At 49.7% G+C, this 16,015-nt stretch carries 13 protein-coding genes; 5 read left to right on the forward strand and 8 right to left on the reverse strand.

Features of this window, described 5'->3' with window-relative positions; genetic code table 11:
- Nucleotide 1: 1 nt before the first annotated feature.
- On the reverse strand, nt 2-652 hold the full coding sequence (locus tag C3B51_RS03530) for a class I SAM-dependent methyltransferase (protein ID WP_130244193.1): 651 nt from the start codon (nt 650-652) through the stop codon (nt 2-4).
- A gap of 645 nt (nt 653-1,297) precedes the next feature.
- Nucleotides 1,298-1,930 carry a c-type cytochrome gene (locus tag C3B51_RS03535; RefSeq protein WP_046006096.1) on the reverse strand — a complete coding sequence of 211 codons (633 nt, stop codon included), beginning with the start codon at nt 1,928-1,930 and terminating at the stop codon, nt 1,298-1,300.
- Between the two features lie 370 nt (nt 1,931-2,300).
- Between C3B51_RS03535 and yihA the strand changes: the two genes are divergently transcribed.
- On the forward strand, nt 2,301-2,951 hold the full coding sequence (gene yihA / locus C3B51_RS03540) for a ribosome biogenesis GTP-binding protein YihA/YsxC (protein WP_125716971.1): 651 nt from the start codon (nt 2,301-2,303) through the stop codon (nt 2,949-2,951).
- 31 nt (nt 2,952-2,982) lie between these two features.
- Here the strand turns inward: yihA and C3B51_RS03545 are convergent, their stop codons facing one another.
- The 3 genes from C3B51_RS03545 to polA all read right to left on the reverse strand — a co-directional run bounded on the left by C3B51_RS03545 (nt 2,983) and on the right by polA (nt 7,261).
- Nucleotides 2,983-3,513, reverse strand: a complete 531-nt coding sequence (locus C3B51_RS03545; RefSeq protein ID WP_125716970.1) for a DUF1285 domain-containing protein — start codon at nt 3,511-3,513, stop codon at nt 2,983-2,985.
- The gene (locus tag C3B51_RS03550; RefSeq protein WP_125716969.1) at nt 3,506-4,069 is read right to left on the reverse strand and encodes a YceI family protein; all 564 of its coding nucleotides are present in this window, start codon (nt 4,067-4,069) and stop codon (nt 3,506-3,508) included. Before C3B51_RS03550 ends, C3B51_RS03545 begins: the two co-directional genes overlap by 8 nt.
- 438 nt (nt 4,070-4,507) lie before the next feature.
- Nucleotides 4,508-7,261: a DNA polymerase I gene (gene polA, locus C3B51_RS03555; protein WP_130244194.1), complete on the reverse strand. Its 2,754-nt coding sequence runs from the start codon at nt 7,259-7,261 to the stop codon at nt 4,508-4,510.
- A gap of 434 nt (nt 7,262-7,695) precedes the next feature.
- On the opposite strand from polA, the gene elbB reads away from it, so the two are divergent.
- The 3 genes from elbB to C3B51_RS03570 all read left to right on the forward strand — a co-directional run bounded on the left by elbB (nt 7,696) and on the right by C3B51_RS03570 (nt 11,708).
- Nucleotides 7,696-8,346, forward strand: a complete 651-nt coding sequence (gene elbB, locus C3B51_RS03560; protein WP_130244195.1) for an isoprenoid biosynthesis glyoxalase ElbB — start codon at nt 7,696-7,698, stop codon at nt 8,344-8,346.
- 229 nt (nt 8,347-8,575) lie between these two features.
- Nucleotides 8,576-8,965 (forward strand): c-type cytochrome, encoded by a 390-nt coding sequence (locus C3B51_RS03565; protein ID WP_125716966.1) that lies wholly within the window; start codon nt 8,576-8,578, stop codon nt 8,963-8,965.
- Nucleotides 8,966-9,134: 169 nt separating this feature from the next.
- Nucleotides 9,135-11,708, forward strand: coding sequence for a diguanylate cyclase domain-containing protein (locus C3B51_RS03570; protein ID WP_130244196.1), 2,574 nt, complete (start codon nt 9,135-9,137; stop codon nt 11,706-11,708).
- Here C3B51_RS03570 and rep read toward each other — a convergent pair.
- On the reverse strand, nt 11,705-13,717 hold the full coding sequence (gene rep / locus C3B51_RS03575) for a DNA helicase Rep (protein ID WP_046006104.1): 2,013 nt from the start codon (nt 13,715-13,717) through the stop codon (nt 11,705-11,707). The genes C3B51_RS03570 and rep overlap by 4 nt on opposite strands.
- 127 nt (nt 13,718-13,844) lie before the next feature.
- Between rep and ubiK the strand changes: the two genes are divergently transcribed.
- A complete protein-coding gene (ubiK, locus tag C3B51_RS03580) occupies nt 13,845-14,114 on the forward strand; it encodes a ubiquinone biosynthesis accessory factor UbiK (RefSeq protein ID WP_125716964.1) in 270 nt (89 codons plus the stop codon).
- Nucleotides 14,115-14,120: 6 nt separating this feature from the next.
- Here the strand turns inward: ubiK and can are convergent, their stop codons facing one another.
- Complete coding sequence (gene can, locus C3B51_RS03585; protein WP_130244197.1) at nt 14,121-14,789, reverse strand: carbonate dehydratase; 669 nt, start codon at nt 14,787-14,789, stop codon at nt 14,121-14,123.
- A 9-nt stretch (nt 14,790-14,798) separates the two neighbouring features.
- A complete protein-coding gene (locus C3B51_RS03590; RefSeq protein ID WP_130244198.1) occupies nt 14,799-15,992 on the reverse strand; it encodes a methyltransferase in 1,194 nt (397 codons plus the stop codon).
- Nucleotides 15,993-16,015 lie beyond the last annotated feature (23 nt).

Consider the following 16,015-nt stretch of genomic DNA (forward strand, 5'->3'; position numbering starts at 1 on the left):
ACTATCGCTTAGTCAAAATGATGACATCATTGCCTATCACTTCAACCTGGGTATTAAATTGCTCTGCAATATAGGCAAACGTCTCACGACTAAAAAACGCGATATGGGTTTGGTCGTTTTTATAATGCCAGTTTGCAAAACGTGCTGGATCTATTACCAGCTTAGTCATTAATGCCAATGGTGCGCCAGGCTTGAGCATGGCCAGCAACTGGTGCAGCACTTTACCAGGCTGGGCCAGGTGTTCTATCACTTCACTACAGGTAATAAAGTCATACTGCTGATCCAGCACTTTGGGATCATTGGCATAGTATAAATCATATAGCGCCATCCGATGGCCCGCTTCGCTCAGCATCTTGGCCAACAGTGGCCCCGGCCCGCAGCCAAAGTCCAGGCCGGATTGAGCCGCCGTCAAGCGCTCACACAGTGGTTCAGCCAGCCGGGATAAAAATCGCCGATAGCCGGGATCCATCAGATCATTCTCATGGCTGTCGTAAATGGCTTTTTCCTGCTCAGCGCTTAATCGCTGCTCGGGGGAGACAGACACCAGCTTGCAACACTGACACTGCCAGTAGTCTCTGAATTTGTCCTGATGGTAGTGCGTCAGTGAGTCGCCTTCACAAAGGCCGCAACGCCATGACTGTGGATTTTGCAACTGAGATAAACCGAAATGCCTTAAAGGCCGTATTGTAACAGCAATCAATTAGTGAACAAATATGCACACAAATAAAAAAGCGGCAGAGATTGCTCTCTACCGCTTACTAATCTGAGCGTCACAAACTGGACACTTCTCCCTTCGACTTTTAAGTCATTATTATTTTTATTGTGGTATCTTCCGTTTTGTTTTTATTGTCACTTCCGTGAACACTTTCCATATTGTTATTGTTATCAAACTTCCAATGCATTTTTTATTTTCGGTCTTCCTGACACTTTCTTGGTCATCCTGCGTATTCAAAGAGAATACCTAATCTTGCCACCGACGCTTCCGATACGAATTGTCCCTGTTTTTGTATTATCTGGCGACAACGAATAATCTACGCCGATCTGAAACAGTTACAACTAAACAATAACAAAATTATTACCTGAATATTTTAGAACAACATTAAATCAATTTTATTACAAAGGGTTACAACTGAACGCTGGATGAAATTAAGTCAATTCCTACATCGACTATAAGCATATATCTCACAGAGACATTGAGATATATCTCACATGACCAGATCAAAAAAAGGCAGCCTGGTTGCTGCCTTTTTTACAATACCCAGAGTTTACACTGGGTTTATTTCGTATCTATACGACTTTAGTGTAGACCACCTAAGTATTTAGATAATACTTCAATGTCTTTGTCGGTCAGTTTCTTCGCAATGTCACCCATCATGCCGTTTGGATCGTTGTTACGATCGCCGCTGCGGAACTTTTCAAGCTGCGCCTTGATGTATTCAGGGTGCTGGAATGAGATTTTCGGGAACTTAGACAGAGACGTACCGTTACCGCGTGGACCGTGACATGCAGCACAAGACGGAATACCACGCTCAGCATCACCGGCTTTGTAAAGTTTCTGACCCGCTTCAACCACATCTTCAGGTGTAGTACCTGACGACATTGGCAAAGACGCAAAGTAAGCAGATAAGTCTCTCATATCCTGATCCGACAGTGGCATAGCCATGCCGCTCATCACAGGGTCCATACGACCTTCTTTACCACCTGAGGTCATACCTAGCTTGAACTCTTGCAGTTGCTTGTAGATATAATCCGCATGCTGACCAGCGATTTTCGGATACATAGTAACAGGAGCATTGCCATCCGGACCGTGACACGCCGCACAAGTTGCAGCCTTTGCTTTACCTGCTTGCGCATCGCCATCAAATGCCGCGACGTTGCTGGCTGACAAGGACCCTAGCAACATAGTTAAAGTTAATGCTATTTTTTTCATGGTAAATTCTCTGTTTCCGACCCTGTAATTTTGACCCCAGCCGAAAAAGCCTCGTTTCTTTTACTGCGTGGGCAAATCTTATTTGAGACCGACTGACCAAGCTTGCTAAATGTGCACCAATTGGCACTGACAAAGTCAACGGACTCGAGTTTTACGTTGCAATTGCTACATTCTACACGATATTAATTTCTCTGGCACGTTTTCTGCTCACATTAAGCCCATAAATTATAGGGATTTGACCTGGATTAAGTTTCCTCTCCAGGACATAGCGTAAAAACTCACCCAAGGTGCAGATTTTATCGGCTTTTGCTTTAGCAACCAAGTATAATAAAATAGACAATAATGAGATCAATCCCCTTGAGGAGTCGAAGTGCTAAAATCCCGCATGCCGTATAACCGTGCTCAGTTTGTAACGAGTGCCCCAGATATTTCCCGATTACCCGCCGATACCGGTATTGAAGTTGCGTTTGCCGGACGCTCCAATGCGGGGAAATCCAGTGCACTGAATGCCCTGACCGATCAAAAGCTGGCGCGCACCAGTAAAACGCCGGGCCGTACTCAGCTCATTAATACGTTTTCGCTCGACGAAGACAAGCGCCTGATTGACTTACCGGGCTACGGCTTTGCAAAAGTGCCATTGGAAATGAAAAAGAAATGGCAGAAGTCGCTGGGCGAATACCTGCAAAAGCGCCAAAGCCTGAAAGGCATTGTGGTACTGATGGACATCCGTCACCCGCTTAAAGACCTGGATATGGATTTGATTAACTGGGCCGCAGGCAGTGATATTCCAGTACTGGCACTGTTAACCAAAGCCGACAAGCTCAAGCAGGGCAAACGCAAAGCCGAAGTATTACAGGTGCGTAAAGCACTGGCAGAGCTGAATGCCGACATTACCGTACACGCGTTTTCCTCTTTAAAAGGACTGGGTCTGAAAGAACTGGCCTGGCAGCTGGATGACTGGTTTTTGGGACCGTATGTCAAAGAAGAAGAGGCAGAGCAGGACAGCCCTTCTGAGCAGTAGTAGACACCTCAGGCTGCGTCGCTGGCGCAGCCTAGCCAATCACAAACGGCGTATCTGCCGACGTTAACACAAACGCTTCACCCTGGCTTTGCGCCAGCTCAGCCCATTGATAGTAGACCGAACGGCCAACCCGAGCCGACAAACCATAATTGAGCATCAAATAGGGCACTGACTGACCTTGGTAGGATTTAAGCACCAGGGGAAACTCGCCACACACCGGCCACAAACGCCCGAGATTGTCCTGTGCAATGAGTGTCTCGCCCAGGCCGAGTGTGGGAGCCAGCTCACAGTATTGCCAGGCGACTATCACAAACGGGCTGTCGGCGACCTCCACCGGGCAAGTCTCGGACGGAGATTTGAGCAGATACTGGCCCTGCTCGTAGCACAATACACTGGCGAGTAGTTTCACCAGGCCTTCACGGCCTATGGGAGTGCCTTCGTGAAACCAGCGACCCTGTGCATCGATGGCAAACGCGCCGACCCCACATTCGTGGGCATGCCAGCGCCCGGTAGGCGCATGCTGCGTCACATAGTGGGCGATCAGCGCCTCAGTGTTACTCACTGAACACCAGGTTGAACGTAACAGGCACCGCGGTGGCAATGGTATTCAGGCCTGCCACTTTGCGCAGCGCTTCAATGCCAGAATCTAAACCAAAATCACGACTGTTGATCAGCACAGCACGCAGTGGTGTCACCTGAAGTTGCTGAGCACCTTTGTTCACCACCAGATCCACGTTGAGTGTTGCAACCTGACCATGCAATGACAGTGTCACCGGAACCTGACGAATGATCTGCACGCCGGGTTTTAACGCCTTGAGGTGCTGGCTCACATTGGCAGTGATCTTCGCTTCAGGAAACTTAGCGACGTCAAACAGCATTTTTTGCATGCGTTCGTTGCGAATGGGGATCAGGCTTTCAATGCTGCTCAGATCCAGTCTTAAATCCAGCTCACCGGCAGGATTAATGGTGCCAGCAAGCTGCTTAAAGTGATGATTTTCAGCAACGCTGCCAGCTTTGATGGAGGTAAAACTCACATCGCTGTGCGCTGCATCCAGCTGCCATGCCTGGGCAAACTGAGCTGATAAGCCAAGAACAGAAAAAAGAAGAGGTTTAAGCATGACGAATTCCTTGAAAATGAAAGTGGTCATATTACCTGCATACCTAGAACGGATGCAACGACATAGCGCCTAATACTGGCCTGACATGGTGCTTGGGATATATTCGAGTAAGAGGGAGAAAAACCGGCTCGCACCATTCACATTGCGAGCCGTTATAGCAATCTGGGGAGAAGCTATCAATACACTGTATCTTCACAAGGAGAGATACATCATCAACAGGATGTCCTACAGGAAGAGGACGCGCGCACTGTAACAAATCACCCAGGCGAAATAAACCATCAAAAGCAAGTTATGCGCCAATTTGATATTTTTTAAACATCCGGCTGCGATTTTTTACCTCTCAGTTACACCTGACACATTTGCAGGGCCCGTCATTACTGGATTTCGGGCAATAAAAAACACGGCCGAAGCCGTGTTCTTTTTCAGTCAGAGTGCAAATTAATGCGCCTGCTCCCAGTTGTCACCATAGTCCGCTTCAACCAATAAAGGTACATCCAGATCGGCTGCCTCGCTCATCAACTGACAAATATGCTCACTGTACTGCGCCACTTTGTCGGCTTTGACTTCAAAGACCAGCTCATCGTGTACCTGCATCAGCAGTTTAATATCACTGTCCTGCTGCGTTGCCAGCCACTGGGCTACTTTGATCATCGCCTTTTTAATGATGTCTGCAGCTGTGCCCTGCATCGGGGCGTTGATAGCAGCACGCTCAGCCGCCTTGCGACGCGCACCGTTACGTGCCTTGATGTCTGGCAAATATAAACGACGGCCGAACAGGGTTTCAACATAGCCCTGCTCTGCGGCTTTCTCTCGGGTCGACTCCATATACTCCAGCACACCCGGGAAGCGTTCAAAGTACTTATCCATATAGTGCTGTGCTTCGTGGCGCGGAATATCCAGCTGTCTGGCCAGGCCAAAGGCACTCATACCGTAGATCAGTCCGAAGTTGACCGCCTTGGCCTTGCGACGCATATCGGAAGTGACCTCTTCCAGTGGCACTGAAAAGACTTCGCTGGCCGTGGCGCTGTGAACATCTTTACCCTCAGCAAAAGCCTTGAGTAAGCCCGCATCCTGAGACAAATGCGCCATGATCCGCAGCTCAATCTGGCTGTAGTCCGCCGCCATGATCACATGATCCTGATCGGCAATAAATGCCTGGCGGATCCGGCGTCCGGCTTCATTGCGGATCGGAATGTTCTGCAGATTAGGATCGGTGGAGCTGAGACGACCTGTGGCGGTCACCGCCTGATGATACGAGGTATGCACACGCTGGGTCTGCTCGTTTACCATCTTAGGCAGTTTATCGGTATAGGTCGATTTCAGCTTAGCCAGGCCGCGATGCTCGATGATCAGTTTAGGTAACGGATAATCATGGGCCAGTTCCTGCAACACCTCTTCTGCCGTCGATGGCGCACCTTTAGGCGTTTTCTTTAACACCGGTAGTTCCAGCTTGTCGAACAGGATCGCCTGCAACTGCTTGGTCGAACTGAGGTTGAACTCTTCTCCAGCCAGCTCAAACGCTTCCTGCTCCAGCTCTTTAAGGCGCGTTTCAATGTTGTGGCTCTGCGTGGCCAGCATGTCGCTGTCGATTTTAACACCGGTGCGCTCAATCTCAGAAAGCACGCTGACCAGTGGCAGCTCGATGTCTTCAAACACACTTACCAAAGTGGGGTGCTGCTGTAATTGCGGCCACAGGTGCTGATGCAAACGCAAAGTGATGTCGGCATCTTCAGCCGCATAGGGCGCGGCTTTATCCAGCTCAATCTGATTGAAGGTCAGCTGGTTTTTACCTTTACCGGCTATCTCTTCAAAGCTGATATTTTTATGTCCCAGGTATTTCAGTGCCAGCGAGTCCATATCATGGCGCGTGCCCACACTGTTAAATACGTAAGACTCCAGCATAGTGTCAAAGGCAATGCCGTTGAGTTCCAGCCCGGCTCGGGCCAGCACACTCTTGTCGTATTTCAGGTTTTGACCGACCTTTTTATACTGAGGATCTGCCAGAATAGGGCCAATCAACTCAAACACCAGCTGCTTGTCGAGCTGCTCGGGCGCGCCCACATAATCGTGGCCCAGCGGCAGGTAGGCCGCTTCGCCGGCAGCGACCGCAAAGCTCATACCAACCAACTCCGCCTGCATATAATCCAGACTGGTGGTTTCGGTATCAAAGGCAAACAGCTCGGCCTCGCGCAGCTTATCCAGCCAGCGATCCAGTTGTTCGCGCTCTAAAATGGTCTCATAGTCCACCTCAACCGGTGGCGTGACCACAGAGTCCTGCTCTGTGTCTGCAGCCGTTTCCGGCGCACTCTTACCATCCAGCAGCTCTGCCAGCCAGCGTTTGAATTCACATTGGCCATACAGCTCAATCAACTGATCTTTGTCCATTTCCTGGATCTTGAATTGTTCCAGGTCTTGCTCAACCTCACAATCCAGTTTGATGGTTGCCAGCTCATAGGATAACTTCAGTTGCGCCTCGTGCTCTGCCAGTTTCTTCGCCATGGTTTTTGAGCCGCGGAAACCCAGATCAGCAATTTTATCCAGATTGGCATAAAGATCGTCAATCGATCCCAGTCCCTGCAACATGGCCAGCGCGGTTTTTTCACCCACGCCTGGCACACCCGGGATGTTATCCACTTTGTCACCCATCAGCGCCAGATAATCGATGATTAATTCGGGCCCGATACCAAACTTATCCACTACGCCCTGCGGATCTAAAATGGTGTTAGTCATGGTGTTGATTAACGTGACATGCTCATTGACCAGCTGTGCCATGTCTTTATCACCCGTGCTGATCAGCACATGCCTTTGTTGCTCTGATGCCAGGCGCGAGAAGGTACCAATGACATCATCTGCTTCGACCCCTTCAATACTGACCAGCGGCAGGCCCATCGCACGAATAATATCGTGGATCGGGGCTATCTGCGTACGCAGATCATCCGGCATCGGTGGGCGATGTGCTTTATATTCACTGTACATCTCATTTCTGAAAGTCGGCCCTTTGGCATCAAACACCACTACCATATGGCTGGGCTGATATTGCTTGAGCAAGCTTTTCAGCATGTTGATGACACCGTAAATGGCGCCTGTGGCTTCTCCTTTGGAGTTGGTCAGGTGCGGTGGCGCATGATAGGCACGAAACAAATACGACGAACCATCGACCAGGATCAGCGGATTTTCAGGGATCTGAGACATAGTTATTGGGATCCTAAAATTGGAAGTTTTAAATCTGGGTTAGCATGCCATAAGGGCGGGAATAAAACGAGTCTGACACAATCCAAAACAGCCCATGAAAAATGGGGATGGCCTGTGGATAACTTTGTAGATAAACACGCGCTATCGGCCCACACTTCAAAAAGAAGTCTAGGAGAGACATTTAAAACACTGAATATAAAAGGAAATTTCTTTTTACTCTTTTATATGCTTTAAGCTAAGATTGTGGACAGTGACTTTGGAGTCAGTTTACAGCCTGCAATTGAATGGCTATAAATTCACCGCTTTTTCTCAAGCGGACGCGTATACTAACACAAACGATCAAAGATCAAAGCAGATCCTTTAGATTTTTTTCTAACTCACGTAATGACAAAATTGCATATATCGAAAATTAAAGACCTTAAAGGGAGATCCCGATGAAACAAGTAGCGATCATTTTAAGCGGTTGTGGCGTCTTTGACGGTGCTGAGATCCATGAATCTGTCCTGACTATGCTGCACCTTGAACGCCTCGGCGCGCGTTATCAGTGCTTTGCGCCGAATGTTCAACAGCACCATGTAGTCAACCACCTCACAGGAGAAGAGCAGGACGAGCAGCGCAATGTGCTGGTAGAAGCGGCGCGTATTGCACGCGGTGAAGTCGCAGATCTGGCCACACTGGATCCCAGTGAATTTGACGCATTGATCTTGCCAGGTGGTTTTGGTGTGGCGAAAAACCTTTCTGATTTTGCCTTTAAGGATGCACAGTCCAGCATACTGGCAACAGTCAAAGAACAATGTCAGGCTTTTCATCAACAAAGTAAGCCTATTGCTTATTTATGTATTGCCCCGGCACTGATTGGCCACATTCATGCTAAAGGAACACTGGCGACGATAGGCAATGACGAAGCCACAGCTCAGGCCGTTGAGGCTATAGGTGCCAGCCATATCAATTGTGGCGTGTCTGACATTGTTGTCGATGACACGCATAAAGTGATCAGCACACCGGCCTATATGCTGGCAGGCTCTATCAGTGAAGCATCAGCCGGTATTGAAAAAGCCGTGCAAAAACTCATTGAACTGGCGTAACGCAAAATAAGGCGGCATCACGCCGCCTATTCTATTGTTCGAAAAAACACCACAGCTGCAAAAATTCTTCCCCTTCACCCTGTGATTTTTTGCCCTAACGCAATAAATTTTATTTTTTAGTCGCTTATAATCAAGTTTACGTTTTATAAATTAGTTGGTGACGTTATAATCGGCTTAATTCCGTCATCCATCGTGATAGATCACGTTCAATTTGAAGTGAGCAAGGTAAATGAAGAAACTTTCAGCAGCACTGTTATTGCTATCTACTGCGGCAATCGCACAGCCATTCGACAATTCTTTAACTGAAGAAGCGATTAAAAAGCGTCTTGAGCCTGTAGGCTCTGTCTACCTGGCGGGTGCCGAAGATACTGCTGCCGCTGCCCCAACTGGCCCACGTACTGGTGAGCAAGTATATCAGGCCTCCTGTTTCGCTTGTCATGGCACAGGCGCGCTAGGTGCACCTAAAACAGCTGATGACTGGGCACCTCGTATTGCTAAAGGCAAAGACGTACTACTTGACCACGCGATCAATGGCTTCAATGCCATGCCACCTCGCGGTACGTGTATGGACTGTAGCGATGACGAAATTGCGGCAGCCATCGACTTCATGATTAAGTAAATAATCGCCGCATGGGGGTGAATAACACATCCCCTTCAATGACGTGTCTTGTCGCAAAATTCACGACAATTATCACCATATTGTTATTAAAATTTTGCACTTGACCCCTCATTGTAAAAGTGAAAATATAAGAACAATAAATAGACAATAATAACTCTTGGTTTCATCATTGGAAGATCCCAGCGTCTTAGTTCGCAAACTGACTCGAAAGAACCGCCGTTTAGAGTCCTTGCTGAAAAAATACAAACAAAACTCACACCTGCAGCATGCCCTGATCCAGTTATCAGAGCAGGCCAGCACAGTGGCGGAGTTGACGCTGCTATATCCCGCTATTCACAGCATTTTAGAACAATACCTGCCTAGTAAAAGCTTTTATGTGGTGTTACAAAACCAGTTCACACAGGGGCTGGAACTTTCTTATTTTGTTGACGAAAAAGATGGTATTTCGGTCCCTCTGCACGAGGCGAACCACTTCAGCCAGGGAATAACGGGCTACGTTTTTAAAAACCGACAAACTTTGTATCTGAACCGCCAGCAAATGGAGCACATGAGTGCACAGGGGCTGTTTAAGGCATTGGGTACCCAGGCTGAGCATTGGGTAGGCGTGCCTATTTTCCGCGAAAAAACCATCATTGGCGTTATGGTATCGCAAAACTATGCGGCGGATGAGCATTACAGTGAGCAACAAGTTGAGCTGCTCGAAGTCATGTCTTTGTATCTGGCAACCGCCATTGAGCGCGTCAAAAAGCGCGAGCTGTTAGAGTCTGAAGTTAAAATTAGAACCCGTGCTCTGATGCAGAGTAACGAAGCGCTCAATACCGAAATTGAGCAGCGTAAACGGGCACTGGAACGACAACAGATCCTGTTTAAGATTGCAGAATTGGCAACGCAATTCAGCGACATAGACGATGTATACCAGCAAGTTCACCAGATCATGCGCTCCATTACTTTTGCCGATAACCTGTTTATTGCGCTACATGACAAGGCGTCTAACTGGCTCACCTTTCCGTACAGCGTGGATGAAATGACCCAGTACAAGCCACGGCCCTTTGCCAATGGCTACAGTGAGCTGGTGATCACCACTGAGCGCAGCCAGCTGATCGACACTAAGCGGGCGCAAGTACTGATCGACAATGAAATTGTCAAACGACCCGACAATTATCAGCTACAAAATGCCGCCACCAGTTGGCTGGGCGCCCCGCTGAAAACGGCAAAAGGAGTGATTGGTCTTATCGCCTGTCAGGCCTATAACCATGAGTACGAATACAATCACGAAGATGTTGAATTAATTTCATTTGTCTCGAACCAAATTGCCTCGGTTTTACAAACCCATTTGGCCAATCAAGCACTCAAGGCCAGCAACCTGGAGCTGGAACATAGAGTTGCGGAAAAAACCAAAGAGCTGCGCCAGACCAATTTGCATTTACAGATGCAAATCGAAGAAAGAAAAAAGATTGAGCAGCAGCTGTATCATGATGCCCACCATGACCCGCTGACCACGCTGCCAAACCGTTTACTGTTTCTAACTCAGCTGGAAAAAACCTTACAAAAGTACCAGCGTTACCCGGACAATAACTTTGCCGTTTTATTTATCGATCTCGATAAATTTAAAGACATCAATGATGAACTGGGTCACCAGGCGGGCGACCAGTTCTTAATCTGGGTCAGTAAAGCCTTTTCGGAATGTATTCGTGAGCACGACTTACTGGCCCGTCTGGCCGGTGATGAGTTTGTGATCCTGCTGGATCATTTGAGCGATCGCCAGCAGGCAGAAGACGTTGCCAAACGTTTGATCAGAGTGATGCAGCAGCCGTTTTGTATGAAGGGCGTCTGCATGCAAAGTGGCGCCAGTATTGGTATTACCTACAGCAACAAAGACTACAAAAATACCGATGAGATCATCCGTGATGCCGACGCGGCTATGTATTACGCCAAAAATGCCGGCCGCGGGCGCTACGAGTTTTATCATCCACTGCTCAGCGCAGCCAGCACCCAAAGCAAACAAACGGAATATCATCATCTCAGTGCCCTGCCGGTACACTTTCGCAGTACCGAAATCGTCAATATGGCCAATCATGGCCAGCATATTGTGATGCTAGAGGCGTTCGGCGAACACCCGGTCCTGGGCAGCACCAGCTTCGACATTCTCAAAAAATTTGCTGCTGCCAAAGATGAGCAGCTAAAAATCGAAATGCAGCTGCTGGGTCAGGCACTCGAGCAGGCCACAAACCTCGGCAAAGCGCAAACTGCCGATGTGCTGTTTGCCTGTTCCTGTGCCATTTTGGAAAGCACCACCTTTGGCGAGCTTAAACAATTACTCAGCCAGCGCGCCAGCAACCTGTGTTTATTGTTTGATGAAAGTGAGATCCGCTACGCGTCGAGTATGCAGCTGGAAAACCTCAAAGAGCTGTGCAGCCTGGGGGTTGCGGTTGGCCTGAATGACTTTGCCAAAGATCGCTGCGATCTGGCGCTGCTCAGTCATATTGAGTTTAAATATTTGCTGCTTAGTTCAACGTTCAGCAAGCGGGTCTTGCAACAAAACAGCTATGACGTTCAGCTCCAGGGGATCCTGGCGGTCACGGCGCTGAAGTCCATTCAGGTGATCGCCAAGGGTCCGGCCATTTTAAATTTCAGAAGCCTGCTGGAACGTCACGGACTGAGCCTGTTTTTTGGCAAGCAACAAAGCTTGTCGGGGGCCAGCCAGAACGATCCGGCCACCACACACGAATCGCTGCCGCTTTAACGTTTTAACATCGCCCGCAGATTGGCCACCCGGGCCTGGCCTTTCTCCATGCGCTCAGCCTGTGACTGTACGGGCTTTTTGCCCTCACTTTGAATGTCATCTTGCGGCATTTCCTGCACAAAACGACTAAGTTCCGGGGTGATCTGCTCACCGAACTGACGACGACTCCTGGCGTAGGTCATGGTCAGCGTCTGCTGCGCCCGAGTCACGCCCACATAGGCCAGACGACGCTCCTCCTCCACATTGTCTTCGTCGATGCTGGTCTGGTGCGGCAACAAACCTTCTTCCATACCGACCATAAAGACATGTGGATACTCCAGTCCTTTCGAGGCATGCAAGGTCAGCAGTTGCACCGCATCGCTGTCGTCTTCTTCTTCATTGCGCTCCAGCATATCGCGCAGCGTTAATTTGCTGACCACCTCGGGCAAGGTCATAGCTGGATTGTCGGCATCGCCCGTGAGCATGTCGCTGATCCAACGGTACAGTTCAGACACGTTCTTCATACGCATTTCGGCGGCTTTGGCGCTGGGCGACGACTCATACAAATAGGCTTCGTAATTGATCTCCCGTACCATGTCCTTCACGGCTTCCAGAGTATCTCCGCGGGTGGCCCTGTCGCTCAGCTCCACGACCCAGCGGGCAAATCCCATCAGGGCATTCAGACCACGGCCACTGAGGCGCTGCGGCAGCTCAGGTTCAAAACAGGCAGCAAACAAACTGATATGTTTATCATTGGCCAGGCTACCCAGTTTCTCCAGCGTCACCGGCCCGATCTCACGACGCGGGGTATTCACGATACGCAAAAACGCATTGTCGTCGTCCTGATTCACCAGCAGGCGCAAGTACGCCATGATGTCTTTTATTTCACTGCGGGCAAAAAACGACATACCGCCACTGATCTTATAAGGAATGCGGTTGGCCATCAGGGCTTTTTCGAATACCCGGGCCTGATGGTTACCCCGATACAAAATGGCGTAGTCTTTGTAACTGGTGCGCTTCATAAACTTATGGGAAATGATCTCCGCCACCACCCGCTCGGCTTCATGCTCTTCATCGCGGGTTGGGATCAGCCGCAGTGGATCCCCATACCCCAGCTCACTGAATAGTTTTTTGTCGAACTCATGGGGGTTATTGGCGATCAGAATATTCGCCGCCTTCAGGATCCGCCCGGCACTGCGGTAGTTTTGTTCTAGTTTTATCAGGCGCAGCCCCGGAAAATCCTTGCTCAGCAGCACCAGATTTTGCGGCTTGGCACCGCGCCATGAGTAGATGGACTGGTCGTCATCCCCTACCACAGTGAAGCGGGCACGCTCCCCCACCAGCAGCTTTACCAGCTGATACTGGCTGGTATTGGTATCCTGATATTCATCCACCAGCAGGTAGCGAAAACGCGCCTGCCAGCGCTCGCGCACTTCAACGGAACTGTTTAACAACAAAGTGGGGATCATGATCAGATCGTCAAAATCGAGTGCGTTATAGGCTCTGAGCTGGGTCTGATAGCGGGCGTAAAGCTGGGCAAAAAGCGCTTTTTGCGCCTCACCAGCTTCACGAATGGCGCGCTCGGGTTGGATCAGTTCATTTTTCCAGTTACCAATTTGCATTTTCAGCAGGTTAAGCAGATCTTTGTCACGATCCAGCTCTTTTTCGGTCAGTTCAGCCAGCAACTGATGGGTATCCTGATCATCAAATAGAGAAAAGCCCGGCTTATAGCCCAGCGTTTTCACTTCCTTTTTAATGATCTCCAGTCCCAGGGTATGGAAGGTCGAGACCCACAGCCCTTTGGCTTCTTGTTTGCCCAGTGTCTGCGATACCCGCTCGCGCATTTCTTTGGCAGCCTTGTTGGTAAAGGTCACTGCCGCAATGTTGCGCGCCTTGTACTCACATTTTTGCACCAGATAGGCTATTTTGTTGGTGATCACCCGGGTTTTACCAGAGCCGGCACCGGCCAGTACCAGACAGGGTCCGCTGATATACTTAACGGCTTCGTCTTGTTTCGGGTTCAGTTTCATATTCTGTGATCACCTTTAGTCAATAAGCTGCTAAGTTTACCGTAATGCTCAAGTGGATCCCAAGCGCTTTTAACCGGTGACCGCTTTAGGTAAGATAGAGACTATAATCAAGCTTAGAGGCCAGCCCATGATCAACCCAGCAAAAATTGAAGAAATCGCCAAGCAGATCTCCAGTAACATGCCACAAGGTGTGAAAAACCTGGCAGATACCTTTGAAAGCAAAACCAAACAAGCCATTCAGAATAAACTGGCAGAGATGGATTTTGTCAGCCGTGAAGAGTTTGATATTCAGAGCAAAGTGCTGATCAAAACCCGTGAAAAGCTGACTGAACTGGAAGCCAAAGTGGCCGAATTAGAGGCAAAGCTGGCCGCTCAGGATAACAACCAGCCAGAATAGTCATTGCTACAACTGGTAGCGCTTGGCCAGGTCCACCAGGGCCCGCTCGTAGTGCGCTGCCAGTTGCTCTTCACGCTCTATCTGAGTATTCAGCTCTTTGAGCAGGCCATCGGCCAGGCCATACACCCAGCCGTGAATGATTAACTTTTGGCCCCGCGCCCAGGCATCCTGCACCACATTGGTTCGGCATACGTTGCGTACCTGCTCAATCACGTTGAGCTCGCACAGAGCATCGCAGCGCTGCGGCGGCTGTATCTCGTTGAGCATCGCCTGATGCATTTCTTTGACATCGCCAACATGGCGCAGCCAGTTATCTATCAGGCCTAAGCGGGCATCTTCCAAAGCCGCACGAACACCCCCACAGCCATAGTGACCTACCACCAGCACGTGCTCGACTTTCAACACCTCAATGGCATACTGCATTACAGACAAACAATTATGGTCGGTATGCACCACCACATTGGCCACATTGCGATGAACAAACAAGTCCCCCGGCATTAAGTCGACAATCTGGTTAGCCGGTACCCGTGAATCGGAGCAGCCGATCCACAAATAATTAGGATTCTGCTGCATCGATAGCTTGGCAAAAAACTCCGGATTATTGGTCTGAGTCTGTTTCGCCCACTGGCGATTGTTATTGAGCAAGTGTTGCAGCTGGCTGTCAGACTGACACATGGCTATTCCTTATTCTGCTGACTGACACCGTGTCGCCTGGATCAAGATATTTCTGGGTGTCAGTGATTTATGACAAAATTCTGAGAGGCTGACATCATACCCGGCCTGTTCAAGATATAACACCCTGTCGAGCACCAGCCACAATTCAATGGCACGGCGAAAGGCATGACGCACCAGCTCAATGCGCTCCGTGATGCGCTGTCTTGCCCGCCCTTGCGCCAGATAATGGTCCGCATCAAAGCGTGCCGGTAAGTTTAGCTGTTTTTGCTCAGCCGCCCAGTGACAGAAATCAACAAAGGCACCAGAAAAAATCGCCTTATTCACTGACGGCACACTGAGGTACTGAGTATCACCAGTAACATCGCGGCGCAGCGCATCAAAGGCCAGTCGCCACTGCACTTCCCGCTTGCGTATTTTGGCCACTCTGCCGGGCGCCGTCACGGTTTCCTGCAGCGCCAGTTTCATATCACTGTGTGACAAGGCTAAGGTACTGTGCGCCGCAACGTCGCTCATTGGCTGATAAGTGGGCTCAGTAAACAGGTGATAACAACAGGGCGACAAACTGATCTGCTCACACCCCGCAGCGCACGCCTCTGCCATAAAAGTCTGATGCAAACGGCCGCACGCATGCAGTGCCACAGCCTGCTGGCGTGGTTTAAAATAGTGCGCAACGGGATCTTTGAGCACATCGGCACAATGAAAGGTCATCGCCAGCTTTTGTTGCTCAGCACTGTGCTGCCCTTGCTGACACAAAGCTGCCTGTAGCTCCACACTGTCGACGTGCTCAGCGCCCAGATAAGCCAGCAGCCGGCCCAGGTGACCTTTCCCGGCGCACCACTCCAGTACCGGGCGCTTTGCCTGATAAACGTGGGCAACAAAGTCCTGTAACTGAGTCAGTTTACGGCCTTTGATGCCATTACTGAGCCAGAACGGAAACTCTGGACGACTCGCTTGTGCCTGAGCCAGGGTTGTCAGCTCTGGCAGCGTTGCTAATGCCGGTATATGGGGCCGTAAAAAAGCCAGTAAATCAGCGGGCTCATGGTCCAGTGCCGTCACTTGTTCATCGCTTAGCGACAACAAAGCACTTTTGAGCTCAGGCCAGGGAATATCCGTATGATCGAAGGCCAGCAACTGCCAGTACTGGCGGGTGTCCGCAAGCAGGGCATCCAGGGCTAAAAACTGAGAATGAAAGGAACTGCGCATACAAGTCACCGGCACCGAACGAA

Origin of the sequence: Pseudoalteromonas rubra, from assembly GCF_004212645.1 — a bacterium.
Lineage (GTDB): Bacteria > Pseudomonadota > Gammaproteobacteria > Enterobacterales > Alteromonadaceae > Pseudoalteromonas > Pseudoalteromonas rubra_G.

Excerpts from the sequence above, each read along its gene's own strand:
- C3B51_RS03535 (WP_046006096.1), bottom strand. The coding sequence starts at position 1,930 with ATGAAAAAAATAGCATTAACTTTAACTATGTTGCTAGGGTCCTTGTCA.
- C3B51_RS03550 (WP_125716969.1), bottom strand. The coding sequence starts at position 4,069 with ATGCTTAAACCTCTTCTTTTTTCTGTTCTTGGCTTATCAGCTCAGTTT.
- polA (WP_130244194.1), bottom strand. The coding sequence starts at position 7,261 with ATGTCTCAGATCCCTGAAAATCCGCTGATCCTGGTCGATGGTTCGTCG.
- elbB (WP_130244195.1), top strand. The coding sequence starts at position 7,696 with ATGAAACAAGTAGCGATCATTTTAAGCGGTTGTGGCGTCTTTGACGGT.
- C3B51_RS03565 (WP_125716966.1), top strand. The coding sequence starts at position 8,576 with ATGAAGAAACTTTCAGCAGCACTGTTATTGCTATCTACTGCGGCAATC.
- rep (WP_046006104.1), bottom strand. The coding sequence starts at position 13,717 with ATGAAACTGAACCCGAAACAAGACGAAGCCGTTAAGTATATCAGCGGA.
- ubiK (WP_125716964.1), top strand. The coding sequence starts at position 13,845 with ATGATCAACCCAGCAAAAATTGAAGAAATCGCCAAGCAGATCTCCAGT.
- can (WP_130244197.1), bottom strand. The coding sequence starts at position 14,789 with ATGTGTCAGTCTGACAGCCAGCTGCAACACTTGCTCAATAACAATCGC.
- C3B51_RS03590 (WP_130244198.1), bottom strand. The coding sequence starts at position 15,992 with ATGCGCAGTTCCTTTCATTCTCAGTTTTTAGCCCTGGATGCCCTGCTT.